Origin of the sequence: Companilactobacillus ginsenosidimutans, from assembly GCF_001050475.1 — a bacterium.
Lineage (GTDB): Bacteria > Bacillota > Bacilli > Lactobacillales > Lactobacillaceae > Companilactobacillus > Companilactobacillus ginsenosidimutans.
On record NZ_CP012034.1, the window covers coordinates 1,117,169 to 1,135,852 of the forward strand.

At 36.3% G+C, this 18,684-nt stretch carries 17 protein-coding genes, 1 tRNA gene and 1 other annotated feature; of the genes, 10 read left to right on the forward strand and 8 right to left on the reverse strand.

The genetic code is table 11. The features are described 5' to 3' along the window. Positions 1-115: 115 nt before the first annotated feature. The 4 genes from ABM34_RS05940 to ABM34_RS05955 all read right to left on the reverse strand — a co-directional run bounded on the left by ABM34_RS05940 (position 116) and on the right by ABM34_RS05955 (position 4,198). Positions 116-2,329, reverse strand: coding sequence for an alpha-galactosidase (locus ABM34_RS05940; RefSeq protein WP_048704232.1), 2,214 nt, complete (start codon positions 2,327-2,329; stop codon positions 116-118). Between the two features lie 120 nt (positions 2,330-2,449). After that, a complete protein-coding gene (locus ABM34_RS05945; protein ID WP_048704234.1) occupies positions 2,450-3,388 on the reverse strand; it encodes a hypothetical protein in 939 nt (312 codons plus the stop codon). Between the two features lie 165 nt (positions 3,389-3,553). After that, a tRNA-Thr gene (locus ABM34_RS05950) sits at positions 3,554-3,627 on the reverse strand. 49 nt (positions 3,628-3,676) lie between these two features. Then, positions 3,677-4,198, reverse strand: a complete 522-nt coding sequence (locus tag ABM34_RS05955) for an HdeD family acid-resistance protein (RefSeq protein ID WP_048704235.1) — start codon at positions 4,196-4,198, stop codon at positions 3,677-3,679. Positions 4,199-4,317: 119 nt separating this feature from the next. On the opposite strand from ABM34_RS05955, the gene ABM34_RS05960 reads away from it, so the two are divergent. Both ABM34_RS05960 and ABM34_RS05965 read left to right on the forward strand, forming a co-directional pair. After that, a complete protein-coding gene (locus ABM34_RS05960) occupies positions 4,318-4,983 on the forward strand; it encodes a metal-dependent transcriptional regulator (protein WP_048704237.1) in 666 nt (221 codons plus the stop codon). A gap of 220 nt (positions 4,984-5,203) precedes the next feature. After that, positions 5,204-6,976: an oleate hydratase gene (locus ABM34_RS05965; RefSeq protein WP_048704239.1), complete on the forward strand. Its 1,773-nt coding sequence runs from the start codon at positions 5,204-5,206 to the stop codon at positions 6,974-6,976. Between the two features lie 299 nt (positions 6,977-7,275). Here ABM34_RS05965 and ABM34_RS05970 read toward each other — a convergent pair whose 3' ends face one another. From ABM34_RS05970 to ABM34_RS05985, 4 genes are read right to left on the reverse strand one after another with little or no spacing between them, the layout of a single operon-like run. Then, complete coding sequence (locus tag ABM34_RS05970) at positions 7,276-8,094, reverse strand: DUF975 family protein (RefSeq protein WP_048704241.1); 819 nt, start codon at positions 8,092-8,094, stop codon at positions 7,276-7,278. A gap of 54 nt (positions 8,095-8,148) precedes the next feature. Then, complete coding sequence (locus ABM34_RS05975; RefSeq protein ID WP_048704242.1) at positions 8,149-9,138, reverse strand: DUF4097 family beta strand repeat-containing protein; 990 nt, start codon at positions 9,136-9,138, stop codon at positions 8,149-8,151. Then, entirely contained in the window at positions 9,131-9,793 is a 663-nt protein-coding gene (locus ABM34_RS05980; protein WP_048704244.1) for a DUF1700 domain-containing protein, read from the reverse strand. Before ABM34_RS05980 ends, ABM34_RS05975 begins: the two co-directional genes overlap by 8 nt. Beyond that, the gene (locus ABM34_RS05985) at positions 9,783-10,100 is read right to left on the reverse strand and encodes a PadR family transcriptional regulator (RefSeq protein ID WP_048704245.1); all 318 of its coding nucleotides are present in this window, start codon (positions 10,098-10,100) and stop codon (positions 9,783-9,785) included. The genes ABM34_RS05980 and ABM34_RS05985 overlap by 11 nt, the downstream gene beginning before the upstream one ends. A gap of 151 nt (positions 10,101-10,251) precedes the next feature. Then, positions 10,252-10,473, forward strand: a binding site (T-box leader). Between the two features lie 163 nt (positions 10,474-10,636). Here ABM34_RS05985 and ABM34_RS05990 point away from each other — a divergent pair. The 8 genes from ABM34_RS05990 (at position 10,637) to ABM34_RS06025 (ending at position 18,639) form a co-directional block, all read left to right on the forward strand. Further along, positions 10,637-11,290, forward strand: coding sequence for an amino acid ABC transporter permease (locus ABM34_RS05990; protein ID WP_048704247.1), 654 nt, complete (start codon positions 10,637-10,639; stop codon positions 11,288-11,290). An 18-nt stretch (positions 11,291-11,308) separates the two neighbouring features. Then, positions 11,309-11,947: an amino acid ABC transporter ATP-binding protein gene (locus ABM34_RS05995; RefSeq protein WP_048704249.1), complete on the forward strand. Its 639-nt coding sequence runs from the start codon at positions 11,309-11,311 to the stop codon at positions 11,945-11,947. 12 nt (positions 11,948-11,959) lie between these two features. After that, positions 11,960-12,811: an amino acid ABC transporter substrate-binding protein gene (locus ABM34_RS06000; RefSeq protein WP_048704250.1), complete on the forward strand. Its 852-nt coding sequence runs from the start codon at positions 11,960-11,962 to the stop codon at positions 12,809-12,811. A gap of 126 nt (positions 12,812-12,937) precedes the next feature. Further along, positions 12,938-13,249, forward strand: a complete 312-nt coding sequence (locus tag ABM34_RS06005; protein ID WP_048704252.1) for an ArsR/SmtB family transcription factor — start codon at positions 12,938-12,940, stop codon at positions 13,247-13,249. A gap of 59 nt (positions 13,250-13,308) precedes the next feature. Further along, a complete protein-coding gene (gene arsB, locus ABM34_RS06010; RefSeq protein ID WP_048704254.1) occupies positions 13,309-14,349 on the forward strand; it encodes an ACR3 family arsenite efflux transporter in 1,041 nt (346 codons plus the stop codon). A 341-nt stretch (positions 14,350-14,690) separates the two neighbouring features. After that, entirely contained in the window at positions 14,691-15,164 is a 474-nt protein-coding gene (locus tag ABM34_RS06015; RefSeq protein WP_048704256.1) for a nucleoside 2-deoxyribosyltransferase, read from the forward strand. A gap of 28 nt (positions 15,165-15,192) precedes the next feature. Further along, the gene (locus ABM34_RS06020) at positions 15,193-15,750 is read left to right on the forward strand and encodes a TetR/AcrR family transcriptional regulator (protein WP_048704257.1); all 558 of its coding nucleotides are present in this window, start codon (positions 15,193-15,195) and stop codon (positions 15,748-15,750) included. Between the two features lie 117 nt (positions 15,751-15,867). Further along, the gene (locus ABM34_RS06025) at positions 15,868-18,639 is read left to right on the forward strand and encodes an efflux RND transporter permease subunit (RefSeq protein WP_048704259.1); all 2,772 of its coding nucleotides are present in this window, start codon (positions 15,868-15,870) and stop codon (positions 18,637-18,639) included. Positions 18,640-18,684 lie beyond the last annotated feature (45 nt).

Here is an 18,684-nt window from a genome sequence, read left to right on the forward strand (position 1 = left end):
AGTGTTATGGGGGCCGATTTCAAGGTAAATCAGGATTGGTAAAACATCAATAAAATATTTTTACTAAAAAAGGCATCTTCAATAGTTAATCTACCAAAGATACCTTTATTGAAACTTAAATTTGTTTTGCAATGAATAAATCTGAATGGAAGTCATTTGAATAATTCCCAGTTAATTCAGGTGCTGCAACATAATATCCGAGGTTCATTAGTTCATCCCCATAAAATGTCTCTTTACTATCGTTAACACGGTATTGAGCATCTGGGTTCATCCCTTTGAAATACTGTCTCTGATATGGTGCATTAGGATGATTCAACAACTGGTATCTTCCGATTACAACTGTCTTTTTATCAGCGGAAACAGCTTCCCAACTAGTAACATTTCCATCACCATCGAATGGACTATCAATGCGGTAAAATTTACCAAACTGGAACAAATGACGATATTCTTTATAAAACTCAACTTGTTGTTTAACTTTTTCTAATTCGTCATCTGACATTTTAGTGATATCTAGTTCATACCCTAAATCTCCAAAGAATGCCACTGCCCCACGTGTATCGAGTGATGTAACACGTCCATTTTGATCATTAGGAACAGCAGAAACATGAGCACCCATCATTGATTGAGGATAGCCGTATGAAGTTCCGTATTGAATTTTGATACGCTCAACAGCGTCGGTATCATCACTAGTCCATGCTTGGGGAGCATAGTACATCATACCAAGGTCGAAACGTCCACCACCAGATGCACAAGATTCAAATAATACTTCAGGATGCGCTGAAGTCAGACGGGCATAAAGTTGATAAACTCCAAGAATATAGCGGTGTCCGAACTCTAATTGTTGTGCTTTATTCAAGTTTAAGCTGAACATATCAGTAATATTGCGGTTCATATCCCACTTGATATAGTCCAACTTGGTGTCGTCAATAATGGCGTTCATTTTTTCGAAAAGGTAATCGACGACCTTGTCTTGAGTCATATCAAGGACAAACTGGTGGCGGGCAGGAATAAGGTTTGCATTGGGATCACCCACCATCGAATCTGGGTGTTCTTCATATAATTTACTCTTGAGGGAAATCATTTCCGGCTCGAACCACAAACCAAATTTCATCCCTAAATCATGAACCTGGTTACTGAAATGACTTAGCCCATTTGGGAACTTAGCTTTGTCGGTAAACCAGTCTCCAAGTGAAGTCGTATCGTCGTTACGCTTGCCAAACCAGCCGTCATCCAGCACAAACATCTCAATACCAACTTTGTGTGCTTGGTTAACAATCGTCATCAACTTCTCTTCGTTGAAATCAAAATAAGTTGCTTCCCAATTGTTAATCAACACAGGACGATCCTGATTTTTGAAAGTTTTATTGATTAAATGTTCATGATAGAAATCAGCCATTTGTTGAGAAAGTTGATTGCTACCCTGGTCTGTATAGCTAATCACACTCTCTGGAGTTTGAAAACTTTCACCGGCTGAAAGATTCCATGCAAATTCATCGGGATTGATTCCAACTAAAACTCGACTAGTATCATATTGGTCTACTTCGATTGAGTCCTTGAAATTGCCAGAATAAATCAAATTGAATCCAAATACTTCACCTGAATCTTCATTAGTCTCTGGTCTAGCCAACATCATAAATGGATTTTGTTGATGGCTTGAGGCTGTTCTCAAACTGCTAACACTCTGTATTCCTGGGCGTAAATGATTTCGATATAAATGACGCTCACGCGCCCAATTCCCTGAGAACTGAATTAAATCGTAGTTCGAATCTGGCAAATCTAACTGAGAACTATAAGCTGTATCAATCTCAATGTCCTTATCTGATGTATTCTTGAACGAACTACTACGAACAATCACATCTTGATGAGGAAAAATCGTGTAATTCAAATCCAACAACACTCCGGTAATTTTATCTTTCAAATGAATGGTTAATGTTTCCGCGTCATCGTCCGTATCATCGAATGATGAAGGTAAACCGTTCAATCGACTTTTACCTTTCGAATTTTCAAAACCATCATAAACAAATTCTGAAATTCGACTTCCATTACTCTGAGTCAATTGAAAAGCAGGATAACGAAAATCACCCTTGCCCAGACTAGCATATTCTTGCTTCAACAATTCTGGTTGAAAGTCTGGATAATCCTCGCTAAATGCCGGCGTGGCATCATGCAATTCCCGAGTAGTAATGTTGTCATACTGGCTTTTAACGTGAATTCTTGATCCATAGTAAATTTGGCCAAGCTCTCCGTTTAACATTACCTTAAAAATATAACTAGTGTTATCCGTTTGTAGATGAAATACATCCCTACTTTGATTAACATTAACAGACATTGTGCTTCCTCCCTTGTATTCGCTTACATATATCGAGCCTACATTATTTTTTTAGTTAAAATCAAGTAAAAAAAAGAAGCAATCGATTTTGATTGCCCCAATTAAGAACTGTAAATTTATTTAATTAGATTGATTTGCTTTATTACCAACAACCCAAGCATCATTAGAGACTTCACAATACGCTCTTCCAAATTGATCAAATGCAATTGAAGTAACTTTCCACTGAGTTTCTTTTGGCAAAGTATAATCCCATAACTCACCGTTGGATTTATAAACTGTTTGACCAGAAACATTGTCTGATCCAACTGTATAGATTTCCTGTCCTTCAGAAACCGGAATTCGATTTGAAATTTTTAAATTTGGATTTGCATGAGGTTTAATATAAAGCGTATTAACCCACTCACTGGTTGATACTCTGTAATATATATCCCCGTTCGCTTTATTAATCATGAACTTATCTGTATACCAATCAGAGTTTGGTGCTAGAGCCCTCGATGACGCCTTATTTTCAGTATCCGTTAAGGGTGCATATGGTAACGCAACATTGTGAGTCGCAGTCACAGTGCCAACAAGATTTACCGGATTTGTATATGGTTCAGTCACAACATTATCCGAAACAGGAATAAATTTACTCTTAATTACTTTCCCATTATAAAATGCTTGAACCGATACTCCATAATTAAAGTTTCCTAATGATGGTACTGGGTATTGTCCCAGAGATTCAAAAGTGACATTCTTCAAATTAACAATTTGAGTAGAACTAGGAGTATCTGTTAACACATATTTACTAACTAAAGGTATTCTTCCCCAATCATCAAAAGAATATTTGTTATTTATCTCCTTTATGGTTGCCTTCGAAAAGCTTGCATCTGAGACAGTAATGTTATTGCTCATTTGATTGTCAAATAACTCATCAACGGAACTTTGAATCTCACTTGGTACATCAGTACTTTCTGTAGGATTTGAACCATTTACCTCTGCATTTACTACCATCGAATTTGAAAATCCAATGGAAGATAACACTATTAATCCTAAAATAACTAATTTGACCTTTTTCATATAATTTCCCCCTGCAAAAATTCAAACATGAATCTTGAACCTTTTTCAATCAATATCAACAATAGTAAAATAAAAGCCACCCGTTATAACGTATAACTCCAAAGTATTAGAACTTTGGGAACGTACGTCATTTTACGAGTGGCTTTGATAAACCTTTAGGCGTTAAGCCATCTATCGGACTTGAACCGACGACCCCCACCTTACCATGGTGATGCTCTACCTAACTGAGCTAAGATGGCATTCACCTAGTATTTTAGCAAATTAATACACGCTGTAAAACAAAATGTTTTAAAATGCTTCGATAATTTCTGCAATTCCTGTTGCAATAAAGAAAAATGCTAACATGAATACAATAAAACCACCTGCTAGTGCTGGATTGAACAATAAAATGATGGCGAATAACAAACTAAAACATGCCAAAATAACAATCAACCAGTAGTAACCTTTTCCGAAGAAACTGTAAAGTCTAGCTGTAAATAGTTGGAAAATTGAATCAACTAAGAACCAGATGGCAAAAATATAAATTGTTGCAACAACACCAATCTTGAGGTTAGCAATGAACAAAATACCAACTAGAATACTAATAATTGCTGAAAAAATTGTAAAACCACTACCTGTACCTAAGTATTTATTCATTTGTGATCCAAACCATAGTTCGTATACACCTCTTGCGATAGCGAAAATACCTAGGATAATAGCGATGGCAGATAGACTGTTTAATGGATGTGTCATTACCTCATATCCTACCCAAATTGATAGAATACCAATAATTAATCCGAACCAGTCAAATTTGTGCTTTGAAGATTCCATAAAAAAGTTCCCCTTCCCTTTATTTAACCTATGATATTATTTTACCATTTATTAACACAGAAAATGAGTTATAATAAGATAACTAAGAATATTTTTAGGCTATACGAAAGGTCGAAAAGTTGTCTCCTAATAAAGAAAACTATTTAAAAACAATTTACGAATTAAATTATGATTTTACTAAAGTAACGAACAAGCGCATTTCTGAGATCATGAATGTGTCTGCCCCTTCTGTTACTGAAATGTTGAATTCATTATCAGCCGAGGGATATTTAACTCACTCTCCATACAACAAAATTGTGCTTACTGACAAAGGAAATAAGATTTCTGAACAATTAGTCAGAACTCACCGCCTGTGGGAAGTGTTCCTAAATCAATGTCTTAAATACCCAGTAGATTCCGTCCATCATCACGCTGACATTATGGAACATTTATCTGATGAAGATTTAATGAATCACTTGAATGACTTTCTTGATCATCCACAACGCTGTCCTCATGGGGGAATTATTCCTGGCAATGGGCATGGCGAAACTGATGCTGATGACAAACTATTAAGCATGATTGATGATGATGAAGTAGTTCAAATTGTTCGATTGTCAGATAATTACGAATTTCTTCAATATTTCAACAGTCTGGGACTTCAAATCGATGATCTACTCAAAATTGTTAAACACGAAAAGTTTGATAGTTCCTTGATTGTTCAAAGACAAGATGGTTCTCAAATTACAATTGGCGCTAAAGCAATTGATTACATCTTTGTTGAGAAACGTCCTCAATCTTCTTTTTAATTACATAATTTACATAGACTTCAATTATCCCAATTTTTATTTGGAACAATTGAGGTCTATTTTTTGATTATTAAATTATTCACATTCTTTGTTGTAAACGCATTCAACAAGAACTATATTGTAGATGTAACCACTCACTATCTTTTTTAAAGTCATAATATACAACAATAACAATTAATCTGTGATTACTTATTGTATTTATTTTCGAGAGGTGATTTTTATGTATTATAGCAATGGAAATTATGAAGCATTCGCAAAGCCTGTTAAACCAGAGGGTGTCGACAATAAGTCAGCTTATATCGTCGGTTCTGGATTAGCTGGAATGGCTGCAGCAACATTCTTAATTCGTGACGGTCAGATGAAAGGTGACAAAATTCACTTTTTGGAAGAATTAGCCCTACCTGGTGGTAGTATGGATGGAATTATGAATCCTAACAAGGGTTACATCATTCGTGGTGGACGTGAAATGGAGCCTCATTTCGAAACACTTTGGGACTTATATAGAAGTATCCCTTCACTAGAAAATCCCGATGTATCTGTATTGGATGAATTCTATTGGCTAAATAAGAAAGACCCAAGTTTTTCTAAAGGAAGAGTCATCCAAGATCGTGGTAAGGAATTACCTACTGAGGGTAAATTAACTTTATCCAAACAATCTGTAGATGAATTACTCAAATTAGCTTTGACACCGGAAGAAGACCTTGGGGACAAGAAGATCAATGAAGTATTCTCAAAAGAATTCTTCGATTCAAACTTCTGGCTATACTGGTCAACAATGTTCGCCTTCGAGCCTTGGGCTAGTGCGATGGAAATGCGTCGTTATGTCTTAAGATTTGTTCATCACATCGACTCACTTTCAAACTTATCATCACTACGTTTTACAAAATTCAATCAGTACGAATCATTAGTTAAACCTACAATTGCCTTTTTGAAGAGCAAGGGTGTTGATTTCCAATACAATGCTCACGTTAAGAATGTCAAACTTGATACTTCTAACAATCAAAAAGTCGCTACTGAAATCGATATGGTTCAAGACGGCGATGAAAAGACAATCAACCTAACTCCAAATGACTTAGTCTTTGTCACAAATGGTTCAATTACTGAGAGTACAACTTACGGTGACAACAATACCCCTGCCCCAGTTGAGCACGAACTAGGAGATTCATGGGCTCTTTGGGAAAAACTTGCTGAACAATCACCTGACTTAGGTCACCCTGACAAGTTCTGTAAAAATATTCCTGACGCTAACTGGCAAATTTCTGGTACCATAACTTTCACAGATGACCGAGTAGTTCCATATATCAAAGCCATCAGTAAGAAAGACCCACACTCAGGTTCAATCGTAACTAGTGGACCTGTCAGCATCAAAGATTCCAACTGGCTATACGGTTACTCAATCAGTAGACAACCCCACTTTGAGGCACAAAAGGATAACGAGTTAATTGTCTGGGTATACGGTCTATTCTCAGATCAACCTGGTAACTACATTAAGAAGAAGATCACTGAATGTACTGGTATCGAGCTTTGTGAGGAATATTTGTACCACATCGGTGTTCCAGAAGATCAAATCAAAGACATCGCAGAAAGTGCAAATACAATCCCTGCACACATGCCTTACATCACTTCTTACTTCATGCCTAGAAAAGTTGGCGACCGTCCACTAGTTGTTCCAGAAGGTTCAAAGAATTTAGCCTTCATCGGTAACTTTGCCGAAACAGAACGTGACACCGTCTTCACAACTGAGTATTCAGTAAGAACTGGTATGGAAGCTGTTTATACTTTGCTAAACGTTGACCGTGGTGTTCCCGAAGTATTCGCATCATCATTTGATGCCCGTGTCTTGATGGATGCAATCTACTACTTGAATGATAAAAAGAAGATTACTGATATTAAGCTTGATGGATTCGGTGAGAGAATGGTTGAGAAACGTGTACTTGAGAAAGTTAAAGGTACATATATTGAGCAACTTCTCAAGAAAGTTCATTTGTTATAGAAAAATGTTTACAGTAAAAAAAGCTGAAACCAAAACGGTTTCAGCTTTTTTTGGTTGGTGAATAGTAGTAAGATGTCGGTTCCGAAAGAAAAATGATTTCCGGGCTGGAACGCTGCCGGGACCGTTTGAAGCCAATTCAAAGAACGAATTGTCTCCAAATCGACCCTTTCACTAAGCTGACTTCGTCAGCAAAGTGAAATCTGGCGGCTGAGCCCAAATCATTTTTCTTTCTCCACCTGAATAGTGCCTAAAAAAACTCTTATTCGGAAAATTTGTAATTCTGAGTATTAATTAATTTCCTAAGCTGCGTTTTGTTGTTCCTGAACTTGAGATAATTTTGCTTTTGAGACTTTATCATAGAATACTGCCAATACTGATTGTTCGTATGGGTGTAATACTACTGATAAAATTTCTCTCGTAATTAAGTTCAAGATTTCCCACAAGAAAAACTCGATGAAAATTACTAGTAATGTCCATTTGTATCCTCTTACTAACAAACTACTTCTGGCAAAGGCTGAGAACACTTGTCTGAAGCCTACTTTATCTTGTTTTTCTGTATCATCTTTGTAGATGTAAAAACTTTGACTAAACATTAGTAGGAACCAGATTCCTGGTATTAGATAAATTGCAGCACCTGCTTCTACCATTATGTTGAATAGTAGAGCTAGAAAGATAATTGCAAAAAAGTATCTTCCTGAGAATACTTGGAATTGATCAGCAATCGTTTTGATCTGGTAATCTTTGTTGCGATATTTGTCTAGCATTGAATATCCAATACCGACACAGATTAGGAAGAAAAATAGTCCAACTGCGAAAATTAGAATACTTGTCTGTGGTGTGATATTGATTGAATATTTTGTAGCTGAACTTGGGTTACTGACGATGTTTTGTGAAATCTCAGTCATTTTTTTACTTGCTTCTTGAGGATTAGCTAGACTGATACCTAGTCCTGAAAGCCAAGAGGTGTACATTTTGACGAGGAAAAACATCCCGACAATTCTGAGTATTATGGGCACAATATTCAGAACAATCATTTCTTTAAAATTCTTAAATAATAATTGTCGTGCTTCTCGGTTGACTTCAGAGGCAGAAATTCGTTTCAAATTAGCATTATTCATATGAATCCCTCCGTAATAACGCTATTATAACAAACCTATTCTTTTCTAACTACCTTACTTGATAACGATTCTAACTCGTTCACCATTGACACGTAGGAGATTGTCGACGTTTTGATTTACTTGATATTGATTTTCTTTAATTCTATTTCCTAAAAATTTAATTGTGCCTTTATTAGTAGATAAATCATAACCATCAATTTTGTTCTTTCTTCCTGAGAATAATCCACTACTAATGGTAAATTCATTTACACCTTTTAATACTGAGTTGTCCATTTTAACGCGGCTATGAGAAGATTTAGATTTGGTTCCACTTAGAGTTGAATCCTCAATATAAATATCTGAATGATCTAACGAGAGCTTAGCATTGGTGAATGATGAATTTTCTAAATGAATTGAATCAACTACTGTGTCCTCGTAATCAATATCATCGGCATCATTTCCAGCACTGTAATCGTCTGGCAATTCACCAGCATCAAGCGTCAAATTGTTCATTTCGGTGTTAAAAGTTTGAAGATGATATGTATTCAAATTCATCTTGCTTGATTTTAAGACTCTTGAATTATTTATGTATAACCAACCATAATCGGAATCTGACGAGCTATTAACAATTAGTTTATTGACAGTAATTCCATTTAAACTAATATCGTCTTGACTAACATTTGCCTCAACCATATCTAATTTCTCGTCTTTTGGTACGGTAACAACAATTCGTTGTGGCTGTGTAATGATTCCCGCCTTTGCTCTAGTTTGTTTATTGATAAAAAGAGTATTTTGGCGAATTTTGTATTTAGGTATTTGTCGCTTGTCACCTTTGACATAAACCTTGAAACTATCTCCAGATTTAACTTCTACATTACCGTCATTACCACTAATGATCACATTTGAGAATTTATCGACGTTCTTTGTATATTCAATATTTTGAGAAACATTGAACCCATGGTCCCAAACTACTGTCTTGGGAGCATTCGTAGCAAATCCAATCACTGCTAAAATTACACCGACGACTAGTAAATAGACACCGGTTACCATTGTTTGTCTATGCATTTTCTTTGCCCTCCTTGACTGGAGTCTTTCTACCGTGAATTAATTTTTTACCGATCCAACGGAAGAACATCACGATTACATCCCAGACCCATCTACAGAATGAGATAATCAGCGGAATTAAAATTAAGTCAACTCCCAGAATTGCTAAACCCGCTCCAACATAAAATAACGTTGTAGTAAATGATTGGAATATTACTGCAATTCCCACTACTATTGCTCCAATTCCACCCACGACAGATAGGGCAACTAAGAAAATGAATAATAGTGTGAATGTAACCGCCAATCCAACAAATAAAACTACTGCAAGGATCAAAGCAATAGCCACGGGGATAGCGATAGGCGAAGCCAATAAGGCTAAAATAATTATCCAAATCATCCCCGCATTCTTCTTCATTTTTTCATTGTCAGAAATCTTGCCATCATCGATTTCTTGATAATTCTGTTCTGACATTTTAATTGAATAGTCTGCTAGGACACGGCGTGCCAAGTGCTTTGGTGATCCTAATTCATTAATAATTTTATCATTAGTATCTAATTTTGCATCTATGATATATTCACGATAGAATTCTAAAACATCATCCCGCTCGGCTGCGTTTAATGGTTTCAGAAAACCTTGTAACTCATCAATATAAGCGTCAACCACTTTATTCTCCATCGTTTCCCTCCAATATTTTATCGGTCACTGTCCGTAATTGTTTCCAATCATCTCTAATTTCAGCTAATCTGGTTAACCCTGTATCAGTGATTTTATAATATCGTCTATTACGACCCTCGTATGGCTGATCATAAGTAGTTAACCAACCGTCCTTTTTCAAGCGTCGTAAGATTGGATACATGGTAGATTCTGAAATTGGAAAATTCTCTTGCATTTGCTTCGTAATCGTATAACCGTAGTAATCTTCTTGGGATAAAATTGCCAAAACTGACCCTTCGAGGATTTCGGTAGAAGCTTGAATTGCCATATTATCTCCTCATTTCTCAATACTATACGTCGTATAATATCATCACACCAACAATATAACGTACCAAAAAGTTTAAGTCAACCATATCTTCTATTGTCTACTTGACAACTCAACCATAAGGTCGTACGATTATTTAAACATTCAAACAAGTATAAAAACGATGACAGAAGGTAGCTGAGTCCCTTGGTTCAGAGAGTTGACGTTGGTGCGAGTCAATCCAGTCCTCAGTGAAACACATCTGTAAGTTAATTAGCTGAAGTAATAGTAGGCTTTTTCGGTAGTTCCGTTATCACTGAAGTTAATGTAACTTCATGAGCCTAAAGTTGTGAGACTTTAGGAAGCCAGAGGTGGTACCGCGAAAGTCGCCCTCTTAATCCAATTGGATTAGGGGGCTTTTTTTATTGGTACGAGCATTAACTTATTGAGGTCAGTATCGTGAGATATTGATAATCATGAGGTGGTACCGCGAAAGTCGCCCTCTTAGTTTATTTAACTAGAGGGCTTTTTTTATACTTTTTTTATTAGGGGGAGAAATCATGCTGCAATACATATCTGAAATATTACCTTCACTATTAAGTGGAACAGTCATGACATTAAAGATTTTCTTTTGGACACTTATTTGTTCTTTGCCATTAGGAATCCTAGTTTCATTAGGAAGAAATTCAAAATTTAAACCATTAAGTTGGATCCTATCATTTTATATTTGGGTAATGCGTGGAACTCCATTGCTACTCCAACTTATTTTCGTCTTCTACGGTTTACCAAATATGCCATTTTTCCATATAGTTTTCGAAAGATATGATGCAGCACTATTCGCCTTCATTCTTAACTACACCGCCTACTTTGCAGAAATATTTAGAGGTGGATTTGGTGCTATCGGTAAAGGTCAGTACGAAGGTGCTGAAGTATTAGGGCTTAACTATTGGCAAACAATTAGAAAGATTGTTGTACCTCAAGTTGTTAAAATCGTCCTACCTTCTATTGGTAACGAAGTTATCAACTTGGTCAAAGATTCATCATTGGTATACGTTATCGGATTAGGTGACTTATTGCGTGCCGGAAACATTGCCAGCTCTCGAGATGTCACTTTATTACCATTAGTCTTAGTTGGTGTAATTTATTTATTACTAACACTAGTCTGTACTTGGCTACTCAAAATACTGGAAAAACACTACAGCTATTACCGTTAAAAATTAGGAGGATTAATAATGCTTAAACTTGAAAATATTACTAAAAGTTTCAACGGAACTACGATTTTGAATAACTTAAACGTTGAAGTCAAAGATAATTCCATTCTTAGTATTGTCGGCCCTTCTGGTGCAGGTAAAACGACGTTACTACGTTGTATTGCTGGATTAGATCGACCAGATTCTGGAACATTCATCTTGAATGACAAACCTTTTGACCCTGCCGAAAGTACTGATACAGAAAGAATTATTGGCGTTGTCTTCCAAGATTTCAACTTATTCCCTCATTTAACAGTTATGGAAAACGTTACATTGGCGCCTAAAATGGTCCTTAAGCAAAGTAAAGATGATGCCGTCAACAACGCCGAATCAATTTTGAAAGAACTCGAATTATCTAGTCACGCTGGTCAATATCCCTTCGAACTATCCGGTGGTCAAAAACAGCGTGTTGCCATTGCACGAGCACTTGCGATGCAACCTCAGATTCTCTGTTATGACGAACCAACTTCAGCATTAGATCCAAGTTTAAGAGATGCTGTTGGTCAAGTGATTCTAAATTTGAAAGAAACTGGTATCACACAAATCGTCGTTACCCACGATCCTGAATTTGCCAAAAATATTTCTGACCAAATTCTTGAAGTTAAGCCAATCAACAAATAGGAGGGACTATATATGAAGAAAAAAATAATCGCTGTCATTACCCTTCTAGCTTGTTTTGCCATGGTGCTTAGTGCTTGTGGTGATAAGAAATCAGTTGCACAAGAAGCTAATACCACTGATACTTGGTCGACCATTCAAAAACGTGGTCGAGTAATTATTGGTTTAGATGATACTTTTGTTCCAATGGGATTCCGTCAAAAAGATGGTAAGTTAGTTGGATTCGATATTGATTTAGCAAAAGCGGTCTTCAAGCAATATGGTATTGATGCTGACTTTCAGCCTATCGATTGGAATATGAAGGAAACTGAATTGCGTAACCGTACGATTGATTTAATCTGGAACGGATACACAATCACTCCTGAACGTGAAAAACAACTGGCATTTTCGGAGCCATATTTGGCTAATCGACAAGTACTTGTTACTAAAAAGGCTGATAACATTACTAGTTTCAAGGATATGAAAGGTAAAACTCTCGGCGTACAAACTAGTTCTTCCGGTGCCAGTTTGTTAGATGAACACCCTAAGATGCTCAAACAGTATATTAAAAATCAGAGCCCTGTGCTCTATGATTCATTTAATAATGCGCTGATGGATCTTGATGCTAAACGTATTCAGGGACTATTGATTGATAGTGTTTATGCTAACTACTATATTCAACACGAAAAAGACCCTGCTTCTTATAGGGTGATGCAAGGAAACTTTACTGGGGAAGATTTTGCTGTTGGTATGCGTAAAGGTGATAAAACTATGAAACATAAGATCGATGCTGCTTTCCAAAAACTTGCTGATGACGGTGAGCTACAACGAATCAACAATAAATGGTTTGGTACTGACAAAAATACATTGGTACACCCTAGAAAATAAACAAGTAACTGCATTCATGCTGAATGCAGTTTTTTTATTTTACTGTGATGTTTTTCACTTTGACAGAACATGATACTTTCGTTATGATGAAGTCATACGTAGATACATATCTATATGAGGTAAATAATGGACACTACAAACTACATAAATGCATTGAAAGCTTTAGCGGATGAGAATCGTCTCAAAATTGTGGAACTTATTTCTAATCAAACGCTCTGTGCTTGTGACTTGTTAGATAATTTCAGTTTCACTCAACCCACATTATCCCACCATATGAAAGTTCTAGAAGATGCTGGAATCGTGGAAAGTTATAAAGAAGGCAAGTGGAAACACTACTCATTGAAAAAAGATTTCTCTAGCAATTTTTTAGCTATTACAAAACAGATTTTATCAGGCAATGGGGATTCCGGTAAATCTTCTTGTAATGGTAATTGCTAGTATTCATTTTTATCAAATAGATAGACAATCATCTATATATTACAGGGGGAATTAATATTATGGAAAAAACCAGTAAGAAATTATCCATCTTCGATCGATATATGACTTGGTGGATTATTTTAGCAATGGTAATTGGCGTTATGATTGGATTCCTTTGGCCAAATACCGCTAATGTCATCAATAAATTGTCAATTGGTACTACTTCACTACCTATCGCTATTGGTTTGATTTTGATGATGTATCCACCATTAACAAAAGTTAAATATGAAGAAATGGGTCATGTCTTCAAAGATTGGAGAACCTTGACCATTTCCTTAGTTGAAAACTGGGTTGTCGGCCCATTAGTTATGTTTGCGTTGGCGGTTATCTTTTTGCATAACTATCCCGAATATATGACTGGATTAATTTTGATTGGTCTCGCACGTTGTATTGCAATGGTAATTGTTTGGAGTGAACTCGCCCAAGGTGATGCTGAATATACCGCCGGATTAGTTGCTTTCAACGCTGTCTTCCAAATCATTTTTTACTCATTCTTCGCTTATTTATTCATCACAGTTATCCCTGGTTGGCTAGGATTACAATCACAATCAGTTAATGTTCCCATGTCTTCAATCGCAAAAAGCGTCATGATCTACTTAGGAATTCCCTTCTTAGCCGGAATATCCTCAAGATACTTAATCATCCACTTCAAAGGTAAAGATTGGTTTGAAAATACTTACGTTCCAAAGATCAGTCGAATTACTTTTTGGGCTTTGATTTTTACCATCATTGTTATGTTCTCTGTGAAGGGTGAGAAAGTTGTTCAACTACCACTTGATGTTGTTAGAATTGCTATTCCACTACTCTTATACTTCGTTATCATGTTCTTCTTATCATTTGGTATTGCTCATCATCGTGGAACAAGGTATCCTATCGCGGCTTCATTGTCGCTGACGGCCGCTAGCAATAATTTTGAGTTAGCAATTGCTGTTGCTGTCGGTGTCTTTGGTATCAGTTCTGGAGAAGCTTTCACAGCTGTCATCGGACCACTAGTTGAAGTTCCAGTATTATTAAGTTTGGTCAATGTAGCACTTAAGTATCGTAATAAATTTAAACAGTAAATTACCACAAAAAAAGGATTGTCCCCCCAGACAATCCTTTTTGCTATAAATAATTACAATATAAATATTAATACTGCTAGAAAAATTCCAGCTATGGCAACATAATTCATTTTTCTTTTGTTCTTAATGTCTTTTCGACATACTTGATTGACCCGACCGTTTTCCACCATGACAACTACCTCCGTGCTTTGCTACTTTCAGTTATATCATGGTAGTTTGTGAATTGAAATGGATTTTCGACGATTTAACTAGACGGAAAAGCGACTGTAACATTCCGTTAATATTACACTCTGAGCTGTAATTTGCGTATAATAAGAGTGTGCCAAAAAAGGAGATAAAAAATGAGCAAACTAAATCGAGTATATTTAGCAGGTCCCTTTTTTAGTGACCAACAGACTGATCGTTTAAATACGATTGCAGCTTTACTAGAACAAAATAACACTATTGGTGATATCTTCCGTCCTGGAAAAGACGAATACACTGATGCTGAATTCGGATCATTTGAGTGTCAAACAGCTGTGTTCAAACATGATATCAACAATATTAATACTTCTGATATTGTTGTTGCCGAATTGGACTATAAACTTGAAGAAAAATTGAGTGAGCCTGATTCTGGAACAGCCTGGGAATGTGGCTACGCATTTGCCAATAGCATCCCTGTCATTGGAGTTAGATTCGACAAAGAACCACCATTGAATTTAATGCTTGCCGGTAGTTTAACTGCCTTCTTCAATGGTCAAGAAAGTATTAATAAAATCAAGGATTATGATTTTAACAGTTTAATGACCAGATATGAGAAAATAAATGTGTTTTAAATAACTATATATAATAGGAGGGAAAATTATGTCACAAGTGACCGAAAGAACGAAAAGTGCCATTGTTACAGCCATGATTTCGCTTTTACAGAAGAAACCATTCGACAAAATTACAGTTGGAGATATTTGTAAAGAATCACAAATTAACCACAGTACGTTCTATCGATATTTCAATGATAAATTTTCCCTTCTACATGCAGTTTTTGAATATTTATTGGATGATTTATTGGCTGAAACCAAGTCAACCGAAACCATCATCAATCAGATAGCGGATTTCATTGGAAAGAACAATGACTTCATGCGACATGTCTCTCCACAGTATCAAACAAAGGCGAATATGTACCCCGAATTTCGCCTAATCTTGAAGGATATCGTCACAAGAAAATATGAAAGTCATGAAAACGTCGATGATGACCCACTGATTAATATGATCAAGGATTCTCATACACCTGAACTAATGATAAGTTTTATAGTTGGTGCACTGGTGGGTGTAGTTGAGTATTTAGAGGATAATGATTTCAAGATTCCTAAAGATGAATTTACATCATTTACCGAAGACTTTTTCAGAAAATGGATTTCAAAATAGAACAAATTGAGGTAGTTGTCTTATTTTAAGAGGACTGCCTCTTTTTGTGGCTTATTTATAAAAACAAAAATGGTACACTATTCATCATGAGATATTTAGGAAGGGATGAATTTTATTATGGAGAAGTTTTTCGGTGCAATCAGTAACAGTGTCCACAAACACGCTAAAATGTGGATCACTATTATTGCTGCAATTACCATTCTTCTTGCATTTGGATTGCCTAGAATTCAAATGAAATTTAGTAACGATGTCTTCGTTAATCCAAGTTCTAAGGCTTACAAAGACACTGCTACTTATCAAGATAACTTCGGTGGAGACGCCGTTTACGTCATGGTTTCAGGTAAACAAGATGACGTGCTATCACAATCGAATATGAAGAAACTTGCCAAGTTAGATAAAAAACTAGACAAGATGGACAATGTTCGTAGTACTACTAATGTCGTAAATTTATTAAACGATGAATTAGGACAAATTGCTAAGAATCCATCAGCTGCTAAAAACATGTCAGGTTTGAATATAAGTTTGACACCTAAGGCTGAAAAAGATTTGATGGCAAACTTGAGTAGCTCACAAAAGAGCAAGCTGTTATCTCAAGTTCAAAGTGGTCTAACAACTGACCAACAAGCACAAGTTCAATCTTATGTTACAGGTACAGTTTTAACAGACGTACAAAAGCAACAAGTTGCTGCTGCTACACAACAGGCACAAGCTCAATTAGCCCAATTGCCTCCAGCTCAACAACAAGCTGCCGCTGCTCAAGCTACTAGTCAACAAGCATCACAATTGATGGGTATGCTTTCCCCAGCACAAACACAACAAGTTCAAGGCTATACGTTAACATTATTAAATGATGAACAAAAAGCCGGCTTAACTGCTTCAGTATTACCAATGTTACCTAAGGTCCAAAATATGTCTACTGCGTTATTGCGTGACATTTTATTGAGTAACAATGGTAAAGTTCCATCTGCCATTCAACAATTACTACCTAAGAATGGTAAACATGCTGTTGTACAAATCAATACTAAGAGTACAACAGATATGAACACCAACGTTAAGTTAATGAATGATGTTCATAAAGCCGTTAACGAAGCTGGATTTAGCAGCAAAGTTAAGGTAAGAACTGCTGGTAACCCTGTTGTTATCGGACAAGTTAAGAATGTTGTTATTCAAAATATGGCTGTCATGGTTGTGATTGCCGTAATTATCATGATTATCATTCTTGCTTTGATTTTCCCAGTAAGAAGAAGAATTTTACCATTAGGCTTCGTGCTTATCGGTATGATTTGGACATTCGGTGCTATGGGTTGGTTTAACTTACCTATTACACTTGCAACAATGGCGACATTGCCAATTATCATTGGTCTTGGTACTGACTTCGGTGTTCAGTTCCAGAATCGATACGAGGAAGAATATAGGAAGACCGAGCACTCGGAGAAATCTATTAAGCTCGCTATTTCTAAAATGGGACCTGCCGTAGGAATTGCTGTTATTGTTATGATCTTTAGTTTCTTAACAATGTTCCTATCAAAAGCACCTATGATGCAACAATTCGGTATTACACTTGCACTTGGTGTATTCTGTGCCTATATCGTAGAGTTCTTCATGATGTTCAGTGTGTTCACATTGATCGACAAGTCAGACAAATCACGTGAGAAATTCCTTGCTAAGAACAAAGCAAGAAAAGCTAAGAACAATGGTTCTGACACAACACGTCTTTCAAGATGGCTTGCAAGTTATGCTCGTTTCATTACAAAGCATGCTACATGGGTCTTCGTTATTGCTGTTATCTTGGCCGCATTCGGTTTCGCGGTTGAACGTAACATTAATACTGAAACTGATGTCTTAAAGATGATTCCTCAGAATATGAGTGAATTACAAAATACTAAGTACCTTCAAAAACAAGTTGGTTCAACTGTTTATATCGATTACCTAGTTAAAGGTGACGATGTTCGTGATAAGGACACTGTTAAGAGAATCGATAAGATGGGTAAAGATGAACAAGATAAGTACAAAGATATTACTGGTGTAACTAGTGTATCAACTACTTACAAACAACTTGGTGGAACACTTAGTGCTGACCAATCTACAATGAATTCTGGAATCAAAGATATTCCTACTTCATTGAAACAAACAATGGTTAGTGATAATAACAAGTACGCTACTATCCAATTCAAGGTTAACCAACATCTTTCAACTAAGGATCAACAAAAGTTGATGGATAAGATTTCCAAGGATATTGGTGGAAGTCACAATGGGCTACACGTATCTCCTGCTGGTTTAACAGTTATGATGCTTATCGGTGTCGATAACGTTACATCAAACCACAACATCATCATGTTCGCTGGTTTAGCAATCATCTTTATCGTATTGCTACTTGTATATCGTGAATTCCGTTTGGCTATTTACCCTGTATTCCCAATCTTAGTTGTTCTTGGTCTATCACCATTAACACTCTGGTTAACAGGTACATCTTATAACCCAGTTACAATCGCCTTGAGTTCATTAGTTCTTGGTATTGGTACTGAGTTCACCATCTTGATTCTTGAAAGATATCGTGAGGAACGACTGAACAATGTCACCCGGGAGCAAGCTATTATTGATGCTGTCTCCCACGTTGGACAAGCTATTACCGTTTCTGGTTTAACAGTTATCGGTGGTTTCTCAGCTATCATCTTCTCAAGTTTCCCTGCTCTAAGATCATTCGGTATGATCACTGTGCTTGATACAGCTTACTCACTAATCAGTGCGTTAACTGTCTTGCCAGCAATTATCTTCTTATTCAGAAATAGAAAAGAAGATAAAAAATTAGCTGCCGCAAATAATGCAGTAACTGATTCAAAAGCAGACGATGCTAAAGATGACAAAGATAGTAAAGATTCAGAAAAATAATTATTAACGAAAATCCTGTTCTGGTATATCCGGAACGGGATTTTT